Below are 12,771 nucleotides of genomic sequence, written 5' to 3'. Positions count from 1 at the left end.
TAAACTAACGGGGGCGTCGATCCAAAAAAGGATTGATGCCTTTACAGCCTTTAAGATTGTGAAAAAATGTACTTAAACTAACGGGTGCTTTAGTTAAACAAGATCTTTCCGATGGTCAATTTTTATGTCCAATACATCAAGAATACTTCGGAGATCCATTGTGAAATGTTTCACTTAAACTAATGAAGCAGTTTAGCTGAATAAGAGAGTTTTCTTCTTTCGTTAAAAGGCGATATATTTAAGTAAACAAAAACCATCTATTCATAAAAAATAGACGGTTTTGTAAGGTACTTATTTTACAGGTTGACAACATAAATTACCTTCGCCCTTTTCAAGAACAGACTTTAAGCTACTAAGAACGCCAGACCAAGCCATTTGATGCCATTGAAATGCATCTGTCCAACTTTCATTATCCTTAAATCCTGTATGGTGTATACAGACTTTTGTAGAGTTTTCATTAATTGATTCAAAACTAACTTTTACTATTGTGAGGTCATTTTCATTATTCATTATATCTTCAAACTGGTCTGGTCCCTTCCAAGTGAACACTAGCTCTTTTTCATCAACAAGTTTAATTATCTTGCAACCTTTAGTATTCATACCAGTTTTATTTCCTGGAACGAAATAAAGTTCATATGCTCCCCCTTCTTTAGCTACTACTACCGTTTCACTAGCGAACCACTCTGAAACTCGTTCAGATATTGTCCACGCATACCAAACCAAATTTAAAGGTGCATTAATTGTAACTTCATTAGTAACAGCTTTTTCATTAGAAGTGGTTTTCAAAAAAATCTCCCCTTTTAGATATATTTAACATTTAATATCGTATCACTAATCGAAAACTAGATAAAGAATATTCTGATATATCTTTTAGTTTGTTAATTAACTAATGGGACAGTTTAGTTCAACAAGGGGACGGGCTGTTATCATTATATTAAGAAGGTAAAGAATGAAGGTGAACTAATGGAGAGCAACGATAATTATTATATAACCATTTGTAATAGAGTTTGATCGTTTATAAAAATGTTTGATTAAAAATCATGTATTGTAATTTAATTTGGGATTTTTCTTTTTTTGACTTTCTTATAACCTGAAAATTTTGAGTATGTAATATTCGAATTTCCAAGGTTTTTTCTACTTACAATAACTTTGGTATATCATCTTCAATAATAATCTTCCTCATTTTTCCATTTGGTTATAAGGGACCAAACCGCTGAATTCATGACTTTACCTGCCTCCTTGTATTATCTTACACATAGGATAAGCCTAGTATGAATAGGATGAAAGTAAGTCCCGTAAAGGATGGCTTACAATACAAACTAAGGAGAAAGAGTGTGACTAACATGTTTCCTCCTGTGTCACCCGATCAAATGATTTGGACAATTCAACATGGACTAAAAAAAACACAAAATCCCAAAAAGATTCTCATTGTCGGCGCAGGTATGTCAGGATTGGTCGCTGCCTCATTGTTAAAGGAAGCCGGACATAACGTAGTTATCCTTGAAGCTTCTAAAAGAGTAGGAGGACGTGTCCACACAAAACGATCCCCTTTTATCAATGGGCAATACATGGAAGCAGGGGCAATGCGTATTCCAACTCATCATTATTTGACTTTGGAATACATAAAAAAATTCCGCTTACCAGTAAATTCTTTTATTAACAGTACGCCTAACGACCTGATCTATGTGAATGGGATCAAAACACGCCAATATCTGTATAAACAGACCCCTGATATCCTTGGCTACCCAGTTGCCCCTAACGAAAAGGGAAAAACAGCTGTGGAGTTGATTCAACCAATACTTCAACCGGTTATAGACTTTATCAATCTAAATCCGTTGGAAAATTGGAGTTGGGTAATAAAAGAATATGATAGATTCTCAATGGATGAGTTTTTAAGATATAACCCTAATGGGGTGACTTTATCTCCTGGTGCAATTGAAATGATTAAGGTACTACTTGCAATCGAGGGCTTGTCTGAACTCGCATTCCTGGATCTATTACGTGAATTTATGATTCTTTTCAATCCTAATATCAGTTTCTATGAGATTACTGGAGGAAATGACCAACTCCCACAAGCATTTCTCCCACAATTAAAAGAAAATATTATTTATGGGCAACAGATGACCAAAATTGTTCAATATAATAACCAAGTTACACTTCATACTAAGAATACAGAGTCGTTAAAACCCACTGAAATGACATGTGACATTTGCATCTTGACCATTCCTTTCTCGATCTTGCAATTCGTTGATGTTGAACCCCATGATTCTTTTTCCCATAACAAGTGGAAAGCGATTAGAGAACTTCATTATGTGACTTCTACAAAGATTGGCCTTCAGTTTAAAAGTAGATTTTGGGAAGATGAAGGGATAAAAGGTGGTCAAACGGTTTCTGATTTACCCATCCGATTTAGTTATTATCCAAGCCATGGAATTGGAAAGAACGAGTCGGGCGTAATTTTAGCTAGCTATACGTGGGAGGATGATGCCATTCCGTGGGACAGCTTGAGTGAAGAAAATCGGATTCAACAAGCCTTAAAGAACTTGGCTACCATCCATGGAGAACAAGTATATGATGAATTTATAACAGGAGCTTCTTACAGTTGGGCTCAGAATCCATATTCAGGTGGGGCTTTCACGTTGTTCAAACCAGAACAAGAAACAGAACTTTTTCCATACCTCGGCACTCCTGAAGGAAGGGTACACTTTGCTGGGGAACACACTGCACTGCCACACGGTTGGATACAAGGTGCAATTGAGTCTGGAATACGTGTAGTACATGAAGTCAATGGCTTGCCTTGAAAGAAATATTACTTGGAGTAAGGGAAATTATTATATTTTGCATACTTAACGATTGCGTTCTTGGTACAGCCAGGAACGCTTTTCTATGGGTCTGAAGACTTTATTTTAAGTTAACATTTCCTTAAATTTTGATCAAACTTTTTTATAAAATTTTAATTCAATGTGAAAGAGAAGAATCCATTTTGATCAAACTTTTTTCAATATGGATTCTTTTTATTCTCCATAAAATGCGACTTCGCCAAATATTTTTGATCAGACTTTGTGTTGCATTGGACTCTATAATGGAACAGGATGAAGCATTAAGTAGTGATATGGAATATATAGCAATCGATATGAGTAATTTCGAGGACGCAGATGAAAGTAATACTGAAGAAATCTTAAGTTACTTTAAGGAAAAATATAAAGTTAATATAATGGACGCTACTCTTGAACAACTGAAAGAAAAGGGATATTCAGATACGATGCGTTTGGATGGCGTACTTCTTAGAATAGAAAAAGTTGATTTTAAGTCCAACAATGAAATCTTTTTTGAGGGTTCCATATATCGTTCGGGTTTAGGGGCAGTTGGAGTAGAAGTTAAAGTTCATTATAAAGATAATAAATGGGAATCCAAAGAATTGAAAATGATTTGGATTAGTTAAGATTATTAGGGTGCTTTAGTTTAGACAAGACCATCATTTCAATGGTCTATTTTTTTATCTTAAACATCAAGTAGACTTTGGTGAACCATTGTGAAATGTTACACTTAAACTAACGCAGCAGTTTAGTTTAATAAAAATAAATAGAAGAAGGTGTTAATAAGTGTCTGGTAAAGCACAAGATTCAATTGAGAGTTATATAAATTCACCAGAAAAATTAAAGAGCTTGTATAGACGTGTGTTGTTCGTTGTAAGTTTATCACAAATCTTCGGTGGTGCAGGGCTTGCAGCTGGAGTTACAGTAGGTGCCCTGTTGGCTCAACAAATGCTTGGAACTGATGCTTATGCAGGAGTGCCGGCAGCTTTATTTACTTTAGGTTCAGCAGGAGCTGCTTTAATTGTAGGGAAAATTTCACAACGATATGGACGCCGTACAGGTTTATCAACAGGTTTTATTGTAGGTGGACTTGGTGCAATTGGAGTTGTAATTGCTGCCTTGATGAATAGTGTCATTTTATTATTTGCTTCTCTACTGATCTATGGTGCAGGGACTGCGACAAATTTACAAGCTCGTTATGCGGGAACTGATTTAGCAAACAAAAAACAACGAGCAACAGCTATTAGTACTACGATGGTTATGACAACATTCGGGGCTGTTGCTGGCCCAAACCTAGTAGAAGTTATGGGTGAATTTGCTAGTTTCATAGGTGTTCCGCCACTTGCAGGTCCATTCATATTATCAGCTACTGCATTTATCTTAGCAGGTCTTGTACTTTTAATTATGTTGCGTCCCGACCCGTTAGATATTGCAAACAGGATAGCAGCCTATAAACAAGAATATGAGCCTATAAATAAAAGGGATTCTGTTGATAAAGCAATAAATAGAAGAGGTCTAATGATTGGTGCCACGGTTATGGTTCTTACCCAAATTGTAATGGTTGCAATTATGACTATGACACCGGTACATATGAAACACCATGGACATGGTCTAAATGAAATTGGAATTGTTATTGGTTTTCACATAGGTGCAATGTATCTTCCCTCACTTGTCACCGGAGTCCTTGTAGATAAAGTAGGTCGAACAACTATGAGCATAGCCTCGGGGATTACATTGTTATTCGCTGGTTTATTAGCAGCATTCGCACCAAGCGATTCAATGGTTCTATTAGTACTTGCTCTTTCTTTACTTGGATTGGGATGGAACTTTGGCTTAATTAGTGGCACTGCTATAATTGTTGATTCTACTGAGCCTTCAACACGTGCGAAAACTCAAGGAACACTTGATGTTTTTATTGCATTAGCAGGTGCTTCAGGTGGTGCTCTTTCGGGAATGGTAGTAGCTAATACAAGTTATGCTACATTGTCTTTAAGTGGGGGACTTTTATCCTTAGTTCTCATACCTATTATAATTTGGTCGCGAAGAGGCAAAGCATGATAAAGTCTAAATAAAAAATGAGACAACAGTAAAAGCCTTGTTACGAAAAAGTATAGCAAGGCTTTTAATACTTTTCTACTTTGCACTTTACATACCACACCGGGGTATGGTAATATAAAATCAAGTTAGGAGGTTGAGCTGATGGAAAACACAGTGAAAGAAGCAGCTTGCCATACAGAGATTGTAGTGTCTTGTCGAAAAAGTCATCATCCAGAACGTGTAAAAAAGGATTTAACAACTCGATTAAATCGTATCGAAGGTCAAATTAGAGGTATAAAGGGAATGATAGACAAAGACGTTTACTGTGACGATGTAATCACACAACTGTCTGCGACACAATCTGCTTTAAATAGCGTAGCAAAAATCCTTTTGGAAGGTCATCTAAAAGGTTGTGTGGTAGATCGCCTTTCAGAAGGTGATGAAGAGGTATTAGACGAATTAGTTGTGACGATTCAAAAGCTAATGAAAAAATAAAAACGAAATAGCACGATAGAAAATGAAAAAAATTTTTAAGTATTTATACCCCTATATCGTATAACAAGTCTGGATTAAAATACTTCAATTAAAGGAGAGAGAAAACATGAAAGATATAACATTAAAGGTACATGGAATGTCATGTGGACATTGTGTGAATGCTATTGAGGGAAGTGTTGGTCAATTAGCAGGCGTTGAACTAGTAAAGGTATACTTAACGGAAGCTCAAGTAGATGTAGTATTTGATGAAGTGAAAGTGTCACTTGATAAAATTAAAGAAACGATTGAAGATCAAGGTTATGAGATCGAACAAAATTGATTGAGTGCTTCTTTAGCACTCTATTATTTTCAAAAATATATACCCCTAAGTGGTATGGAAGAGGTGGAAGTAACATGAGTAAAGAAGTCAAAGAAGCTAATCTGCAAATTACAGGGATGACATGCGCTGCGTGTGCGATACGTATTGAAAAAGGGTTAAATAAAATGGATGGTGTCGAACAAGCAAATGTCAATCTAGCACTTGAAAAGTCTTCGATTAAATATGACCCGTCTAAACTGAGTGCTGCCGATTTTGAAAAGAAAATCGAAGCACTTGGCTACGGCGTAGTGAAACAAAAAGCAGAGTTTGATATTACGGGTATGACATGTGCAGCATGTGCGATACGTATTGAAAAAGGGTTAAATAAAATGGATGGAATCGCAAATGCGAACGTCAACTTAGCATTAGAAAAAGCAACAATTGAGTTTAACCCGTCTGAGGTAGCGATTTCAGACATGATTGCGAAAGTGGAGAAACTAGGCTATGGTGCACACCAAAAGAAAAATGACAAAGAACGGGTCGATCACCGTGAAAAAGCAATTAAAGACCAAAAACGTAAATTCATTATTTCGGCGATTTTATCTTTACCATTACTTTGGACGATGGTTGCACATTTTTCATTTACATCGTTCCTTTACCTACCGGATATCTTAATGAATCCATGGCTACAAATGGCACTTGCAACACCTGTCCAATTCATTGTCGGAAAACAGTTCTATGTTGGTGCTTACAAGGCATTACGAAATGGCAGTGCCAATATGGACGTACTAGTTGTTATGGGTACATCTGCAGCTTACTTCTACAGTGTGTACCAAGCGATTGTCACAGCTGGTTCCCATCATGATGCGCATCTTTACTTTGAAACAAGTGCAGTACTGATTACACTCATTATTTTAGGTAAGTTATTTGAGGTAAAAGCAAAAGGTCGTTCATCGGAAGCGATAAAAAAATTAATGGGCTTACAAGCGAAAAAAGCGATTGTCGTGCGTGACAGTGTTGAAAAAGAAATTCCATTAGAAGAAGTCGTCATTGGTGACACAATTTTAGTGAAACCAGGTGAAAAAATCCCGGTTGACGGTGAAGTATTAGAAGGAAATACAGCTGTTGATGAATCGATGTTGACAGGGGAAAGTCTTCCGGTTGATAAAAAGCATGGTGACGTGTTATTCGGTTCAACGATTAATAAAAACGGTTTTATTAAAATGAAAGCAACAAAAGTTGGACGCGATACTGCGTTAGCACAAATCATTAAAGTCGTAGAAGATGCGGAAGGTTCTAAAGCACCGATTCAACGTTTAGCAGACCAAATTTCAGGTATTTTTGTTCCAATCGTTGTAGGGATCGCCATTATTGCATTCCTTGTTTGGATTTTATGGGTACAACCAGGTGAATTTACACCCGCACTTGAAGTGTTAATTACGATACTTGTAATTGCATGTCCATGTGCTCTAGGTCTGGCTACGCCAACGTCCATTATGGCAGGCTCTGGTCGTGCAGCTGAATTCGGTATTTTATTCAAAGGTGGAGAGCACTTAGAGCAGACACAAAGTATTGACACGGTTGTAGTTGATAAAACAGGTACTGTTACACATGGTAAACCTGTTTTAACAGACGTTGTGCTAGCAATTGGTCAAGTGGAAGAAAAAATCTTATCTTTAATTGGTGCGGCTGAGAAACAATCTGAACACCCATTAGCACAAGCAATCGTTGAAGGTATTCAAGAAAAAGGCATCGAACTTGGTAACGTTCAATTTTTCGAAGCAATCCCGGGTTATGGTGTGCAAGCAACCGTTTCAGGTCAAGCAGTTGTTATAGGTACACGCAAACTCATGCAGCAATACGGCATCGATATTACAGCAGTTCTCCCGGCAATGGAGAAATTGGAGAGCGATGGTAAAACCGCGATGCTAGCTGGAATTAATGGGCAATATGCAGGGCTAGTTGCTGTAGCGGATACAATCAAAGACACATCAGCGGAAGCCATACGTCGTTTAAAAGAGATGGGTATCAAAGTCATCATGATGACTGGTGATAATGAGCGAACAGCACAAGCCATCGGGAAAGAAGTTGGCGTTGATGCAGTCATTGCTGAAGTACTACCTGAAGGTAAAGCAGAAGAAGTGAAGAAACTGCAAGCTGCCGGTAGAAAAGTAGCGATGGTCGGAGACGGTATCAATGATGCCCCAGCCCTTGCAACAGCCAATATTGGGATGGCCATTGGTACAGGAACTGACGTAGCGATGGAAGCCGCTGATGTGACACTAATTCGTGGAGATTTGAATAGTATTGCCGATTCGATCATTATGAGTCGTAAAACAATGCGCAACATTAAACAAAACTTATTCTGGGCATTTGGCTACAATACACTTGGTATACCGATTGCAGCAATAGGGTTACTTGCTCCTTGGGTTGCAGGTGCAGCGATGGCATTTAGTTCCGTGTCAGTCGTATTGAACGCTTTACGTTTACAAAGAGTAAAATTAGATAAATAAAATAACTGTTACCTATAGAGTAAACTACGTTGTTTACTCTATAGATTACATAGAATAAATTCAATGGAGGGTAAGGGTGAGAATAGTAATGAACCAAATCGATAAAAAGATTAAACTGGCTGTAAATGGTGGCATTTCATTTGGAGCAAAACTAAATGCAAAACAATTGGCTGTAATTGTGGAGTATATGAGTGATAGTGATGAACTGGAGTTGACCACATTTCAACAACTTTACATCGAGATACCTGAAAGTAAGCTTGAATTAGTGGAAGAGAAATTTAAGGAAGTAGGATTGTCCTGTTATCCAGTAGGAAATTTTGTGAAAAGTTTAAGGACCTGTAATTTTTGTAAAGGCTCAGAAGAAGAAGGAATGCCTGTAGCCATTGAACTAAACAAGCGAATAGCAGGAAAACCTGTTCCTTTCACACTTCGCCCAGCTTACACTGGATGTCCTATAGGATGTGGTGAACCGCTCGTAAATGATATCGCCATCATGAAAGTAAAAAATGGATATGACTTATACATTGGGGGAAAAGCAAAAGGAAAGGACGCTCAAATAGGTACTTTATTGATGGAGCAGCTAATGCCTGAACAGCTGTATAAAGTTGTCGAAAAAATCATTCACATCTATGCTGAACAAGGCAAGAAGAGGGAAACGTTTATAAAATTTATTAATCGTTTTGGATTTGAAAACTTGAAAAATGAAGTAGCTAGATAGGGTTTTGTATTGCAAGCCAAGTATCAGACACATGTTTAGAAATAAGGGGGTATAATATGTCTTCCCTAAAAGATATTTTAGAATTTAATGGTAGATTCGTTGAAGAAAAAGGGTATGAGCCCTACATCACAACAAAATATCCGAATAAAAAGCTAGTTGTATTATCTTGTATGGATTCACGCCTTGTCGAACTTTTACCAAAGTCGATGAATCTACGTAATAGTGATGTGAAAATTGAGAAAAGTGCTGGGGCAATAGTAAACCATCCATTTGGTAGTATTATGCGCAGTATACTATTTGCGCTATATAAGCTAAATGCAGAGGAAGTGTTCATTGTCGGTCACTGTGGTATGAGCGCAGTGGATCCGGATAGCATGATTGAGCATATGAAAGAACGCGGCATTTCGGATGAAACGTTTGATATATTAAAATATTCTTCACTTGATATTAACAGTTGGCTTCGAGGTTTTGGTGATGTAATAACAAGTGTATTAAAGAGTTGTGAAGTTGTTCGTAATCACCCATTAATAGCAAAAACAATTCCTGTACATGGTCTTGTCATGGATCCAAAAAAAGGTTATTTGGATCTTTTATCAGATGGGAATGCTTGTATCGAACAACAAAATAAAGCGTAATGAATAAAGACTGTCCAGAAAAAGTAGCATCTGGACAGCCTTTTACATTTAAATGTTCTTTATGATTTGTTAGTTTTTTTGTAGGAAATCTTCGGTCGATTCTACAGCGCAATACATACCGTTAAGCGCACCGACAAACGCATAATGAACTTGTTCAGCTGGAACGACCTCACCTTTATAAGACAAGTCTCGTGTTGCACATGCATCTTCAATAAGTGTCGTCTTAAAGCCTAGATCCACTGCCGCTCTGACTGTTGCATCAATGCACATATGTGTCATCATTCCTACAACTACTACATTAGTTACGCCATTTTCTCGTAATTTGTTTTCTAAATCGGTCTGTAAAAAGCTGTTAGGGAAATGTTTGATGATAATGTTTTCAGTTTCCAATGGTTGAACAGTTTCATGTATTTCAGCCCCCTCTGTATTCGGAAGGAAGAATCCTAATGCAGGATCACCTGCGATATGTTGAACATGAAAAATGTTATCTTTGTTGTTCTTTCTAAACGATTCAAGCACTTTCGCAGCATTAGCGGCCGCTTTTTCAGGGTTGTTTAATTCCATATTTCCATTTGGGAAATAGTCATTTTGAATATCTACAATAATTAGAGCTGTGCTCATTTTTCTCCACCTCATTTAAATTATTTTGTTACACTATAATCATAGATTGTTTATTGATTTTTATCGATAAGTTGACGAAACACTTTTATCTCTAAAAATTTCATGGTGAAAGGAATTTATAATGGAACTTGATAATATTGATTTTCAAATTCTTCGGTTATTATCCGAAAATTCACGTGTTCAATGGAAAGACTTAGGTGAACAAATTCATATGACGGGACAAGCAGTAGGGAATCGTATAAAAAAACTAGAGCAAAGTGGTGTCATTAAAGCTTACTCTTTAATAGTTGATGAAATGAAATTAGGACTTACATATACTGCTTTTGTCATTATTTATATGAAAACAGCAAACCATGATTCGTTTATCCGATTAATGAATGATCGTAGTGAGGTAGTGGAAGTTCATCGCGTATCGGGAGAAGCTTGTTACCATATAAAAATAAAAGTTAGTTCTCAAGAACAATTGAATCATTTTTTGGATAAAATTCTTGAGTACGGGAATTATACCGTACATTTATCCATTCAGGAGATTAAACTACAGAATCCGTTGACTGCTACATGATAAAAAAGTGATTTACTTTTCTATAAGATTAAAAAACAGCAAAAAAGGTATAATTCCTCGTACTGAGGTATTATACCTTTTTTGCATAGAGACAAAGGATCTTTCAATTATTATGTTCTCACCATTGGCACATTTCCTGAATAATAGGCCAGAAAGTTTGCCCCTTTTCAGTAAGGCTATATTCGACGGGGGGCAGGCTTTTAATGAATTCATCCACAATTTCGATATAGCCAATTTTATTGATGTTGATGGAAATATGTACTCTACGAAAACAAATGAAAAAACGCTTAGTATCAGAAATTATGTTTTGCTTGGAAAAGCATTGCATACATTACCAGAAACACACTTTAGAAGGGCATCAAGGAAAAAAGTTAGACCAAAAAATAGCTCTATCTTTTGTAAAGATTGTTTGGATAATAATATTGTTTCGAATGGGGGTGTATGGAATCAAACAAGCCATCTATTGCAGTTGCAGAAAATATAGGATTCAGAAATGTATTTAACTATATAGGATATGAGTAGTTTCCGTTTAAGTAATTTTTACTTCAACTAACGAGTGGTTTACTTTTAAAGCCTTTTTTCTTATTAAACTAAAGATTAGGTGAAAGAGAGGGATATTAATGGATGTAGAGTTAGATGCAAATGTGAAAAGATGGCTTTAGTCAAAAGGTGAACATGTTTCAGTAAAAACCATTCAAGTTAATGATTGCTGTGCTCCTCCTATTCAGGATTTAATAACTCATCTAGGAAAGCCTAAAGATTTGCATAACTATGATGAAATCAAAGTAGACAATTTATACATCTTTTGGTTTTCTTTCCTATTTGAAACACCCTTCGCATTAATGAGGGGTTCGCTTGGTCGTTTATTCCGCTAACAATTATTTTATATTCATTCTTTGTTATAAATCAAATAAACTGTATTTGCTAAATAAAAGATAGTATCGAAAGGGCTCGATTGTTGAATAAGTGTATGTTGTGCTTAATAGTCCTTGTTATGTATTTTTTAATGACAAGATAAGAATTACACTTACTGAAGGAACAACCACGATTCTATGGATAGCTCAAGTAAACATAATAAAATTTAACAAATTTAATTTCCTTTCAATCGAATAACAATGGTAACAAAGGTAAAACTAAAAAGATTAAATACGAAAGGAGTGTTCACGATGAAGAACCGTAAGCAACCACATGAGCAGTTCACAATGAAGGATAATGGGTTGTCTTCGATGCAAGAAGTTTTATATCAAAAAGAATTTAATCGTGCTGACAAAGAGACAATTAAGAAAAAACAAAATAAAAAGTAAACACATTAATAGGCCATACACGGAGTTCACTTTTTAACAAATAAGGAGACACGTGTTTAAGATGAATAAAACAGTACGATTCGATAAGTTTATCCAAAAAATTTGAATCCAATCGAAAAAAGTGACCTTCTCCCAAATGAGATGGTCACTTTTATTTATCATTTTTTTGTAAAGTTGTAATAATAAAAAACTTTTTAACAAAAATGATGATTTTTTTGTATATTTTCACATTTAGGAGATGAGTCAAGGCGTTTGATAATTCCTAAAAATATAATCTATGTAGCTATACGGGAAGGTGAAGTAGTAGAAATTGAAAACCTAAATATCGGATATAATATAAACATTATAATAGGAACTATAACAGACGTTTAGTAGGTAGATTTAAAGCTGTTTCTAATGCTAATATATCTATAAGGCTTTTTAATATAGTTTTCGTACATATATTTTAACAGCTTTAATATACGGAGTGATTATGAACTATCGCAGCAGGTTAGTTGAAGAAAGTGTAAAACATTCTTCGATCTATCTTGTCAGAATTTACATTATCTAATGAAAGAGGTTCAGTAGTTGCAACATTATATGCAGTCATGTTAGTCCCTGAGTGATTATGCACAGGCAGCATTAATGTCCTTTGGGATTATTAATGGAGTAGCACTGTGTAGTGATGAGTTTTTACTTTAAAAATAGTCTCTTCTTAATTAGCAATTAAGAAGAGACTATGATTAAATTTATTTAAATTTATTCCATGTGATGATCTAAAATTAATCCATTA

13 protein-coding genes and 1 pseudogene are annotated in these 12,771 nt (G+C 35.8%); 11 read left to right on the top strand and 3 right to left on the bottom strand.

The window, feature by feature from the left end; translation table 11 throughout:
- Nucleotides 1-291: 291 nt before the first annotated feature.
- Nucleotides 292-786 carry an SRPBCC family protein gene (locus PGC35_RS20000; RefSeq protein ID WP_375220411.1) on the bottom strand — a complete coding sequence of 165 codons (495 nt, stop codon included), beginning with the start codon at nucleotides 784-786 and terminating at the stop codon, nucleotides 292-294.
- Nucleotides 787-1,343: 557 nt separating this feature from the next.
- On the opposite strand from PGC35_RS20000, the gene PGC35_RS19995 reads away from it, so the two are divergent.
- From PGC35_RS19995 to PGC35_RS19960, 8 genes are all read left to right on the top strand, one after another.
- The gene (locus PGC35_RS19995; protein WP_375220441.1) at nucleotides 1,344-2,801 is read left to right on the top strand and encodes a flavin monoamine oxidase family protein; all 1,458 of its coding nucleotides are present in this window, start codon (nucleotides 1,344-1,346) and stop codon (nucleotides 2,799-2,801) included.
- A gap of 281 nt (nucleotides 2,802-3,082) precedes the next feature.
- A complete protein-coding gene (locus PGC35_RS19990; protein WP_375220410.1) occupies nucleotides 3,083-3,442 on the top strand; it encodes a peptide ABC transporter substrate-binding protein in 360 nt (119 codons plus the stop codon).
- Nucleotides 3,443-3,602: 160 nt separating this feature from the next.
- Complete coding sequence (locus PGC35_RS19985) at nucleotides 3,603-4,874, top strand: MFS transporter (protein WP_375220409.1); 1,272 nt, start codon at nucleotides 3,603-3,605, stop codon at nucleotides 4,872-4,874.
- 141 nt (nucleotides 4,875-5,015) lie between these two features.
- Nucleotides 5,016-5,348: a metal-sensitive transcriptional regulator gene (locus tag PGC35_RS19980; RefSeq protein ID WP_056830215.1), complete on the top strand. Its 333-nt coding sequence runs from the start codon at nucleotides 5,016-5,018 to the stop codon at nucleotides 5,346-5,348.
- A gap of 106 nt (nucleotides 5,349-5,454) precedes the next feature.
- Entirely contained in the window at nucleotides 5,455-5,667 is a 213-nt protein-coding gene (copZ, locus tag PGC35_RS19975; protein WP_375220408.1) for a copper chaperone CopZ, read from the top strand.
- Between the two features lie 74 nt (nucleotides 5,668-5,741).
- Nucleotides 5,742-8,159: a heavy metal translocating P-type ATPase gene (locus PGC35_RS19970; protein ID WP_375220407.1), complete on the top strand. Its 2,418-nt coding sequence runs from the start codon at nucleotides 5,742-5,744 to the stop codon at nucleotides 8,157-8,159.
- A gap of 88 nt (nucleotides 8,160-8,247) precedes the next feature.
- Nucleotides 8,248-8,877 (top strand): nitrite reductase, encoded by a 630-nt coding sequence (locus PGC35_RS19965; protein WP_375220440.1) that lies wholly within the window; start codon nucleotides 8,248-8,250, stop codon nucleotides 8,875-8,877.
- A 56-nt stretch (nucleotides 8,878-8,933) separates the two neighbouring features.
- Entirely contained in the window at nucleotides 8,934-9,512 is a 579-nt protein-coding gene (locus PGC35_RS19960; RefSeq protein ID WP_375220406.1) for a beta-class carbonic anhydrase, read from the top strand.
- A 69-nt stretch (nucleotides 9,513-9,581) separates the two neighbouring features.
- Here PGC35_RS19960 and PGC35_RS19955 read toward each other — a convergent pair whose 3' ends face one another.
- Nucleotides 9,582-10,133, bottom strand: coding sequence for a cysteine hydrolase family protein (locus PGC35_RS19955; protein ID WP_375220405.1), 552 nt, complete (start codon nucleotides 10,131-10,133; stop codon nucleotides 9,582-9,584).
- A 121-nt stretch (nucleotides 10,134-10,254) separates the two neighbouring features.
- Here PGC35_RS19955 and PGC35_RS19950 point away from each other — a divergent pair, with 121 nt between their 5' ends.
- Nucleotides 10,255-10,695 carry an Lrp/AsnC family transcriptional regulator gene (locus PGC35_RS19950; protein WP_375220404.1) on the top strand — a complete coding sequence of 147 codons (441 nt, stop codon included), beginning with the start codon at nucleotides 10,255-10,257 and terminating at the stop codon, nucleotides 10,693-10,695.
- 118 nt (nucleotides 10,696-10,813) lie between these two features.
- On the opposite strand, the gene PGC35_RS19945 is transcribed toward PGC35_RS19950, so the two are convergent.
- Nucleotides 10,814-11,023 (bottom strand): winged helix-turn-helix transcriptional regulator, encoded by a 210-nt coding sequence (locus PGC35_RS19945; protein ID WP_375220403.1) that lies wholly within the window; start codon nucleotides 11,021-11,023, stop codon nucleotides 10,814-10,816.
- 16 nt (nucleotides 11,024-11,039) lie between these two features.
- Here PGC35_RS19945 and PGC35_RS19940 point away from each other — a divergent pair.
- A pseudogene (locus tag PGC35_RS19940) lies at nucleotides 11,040-11,217 on the top strand (GNAT family N-acetyltransferase); the annotation flags it as partial.
- Nucleotides 11,218-11,861: 644 nt separating this feature from the next.
- Nucleotides 11,862-11,999, top strand: coding sequence for a YfhE family protein (locus PGC35_RS19935; RefSeq protein ID WP_156350754.1), 138 nt, complete (start codon nucleotides 11,862-11,864; stop codon nucleotides 11,997-11,999).
- Nucleotides 12,000-12,771: the final 772 nt, after the last annotated feature.

Source organism: Psychrobacillus sp. PGGUH221 (assembly GCF_042055255.1).
GTDB lineage: Bacteria > Bacillota > Bacilli > Bacillales_A > Planococcaceae > Psychrobacillus.
Note: the sequence above shows the minus strand (reverse complement) of the source record. Positions and strands in the feature narration are given on the sequence as shown.

Coding starts and splice junctions, on each gene's coding strand:
- PGC35_RS19995 (WP_375220441.1), top strand. CDS start 1,344: ATGTTTCCTCCTGTGTCACCCGATCAAATGATTTGGACAATTCAACAT.
- PGC35_RS19990 (WP_375220410.1), top strand. CDS start 3,083: ATGGAACAGGATGAAGCATTAAGTAGTGATATGGAATATATAGCAATC.
- PGC35_RS19980 (WP_056830215.1), top strand. CDS start 5,016: ATGGAAAACACAGTGAAAGAAGCAGCTTGCCATACAGAGATTGTAGTG.
- copZ (WP_375220408.1), top strand. CDS start 5,455: ATGAAAGATATAACATTAAAGGTACATGGAATGTCATGTGGACATTGT.
- PGC35_RS19970 (WP_375220407.1), top strand. CDS start 5,742: ATGAGTAAAGAAGTCAAAGAAGCTAATCTGCAAATTACAGGGATGACA.
- PGC35_RS19965 (WP_375220440.1), top strand. CDS start 8,248: ATGAACCAAATCGATAAAAAGATTAAACTGGCTGTAAATGGTGGCATT.
- PGC35_RS19960 (WP_375220406.1), top strand. CDS start 8,934: ATGTCTTCCCTAAAAGATATTTTAGAATTTAATGGTAGATTCGTTGAA.
- PGC35_RS19955 (WP_375220405.1), bottom strand. CDS start 10,133: ATGAGCACAGCTCTAATTATTGTAGATATTCAAAATGACTATTTCCCA.
- PGC35_RS19950 (WP_375220404.1), top strand. CDS start 10,255: ATGGAACTTGATAATATTGATTTTCAAATTCTTCGGTTATTATCCGAA.
- PGC35_RS19945 (WP_375220403.1), bottom strand. CDS start 11,023: ATGCAATGCTTTTCCAAGCAAAACATAATTTCTGATACTAAGCGTTTT.
- PGC35_RS19935 (WP_156350754.1), top strand. CDS start 11,862: ATGAAGAACCGTAAGCAACCACATGAGCAGTTCACAATGAAGGATAAT.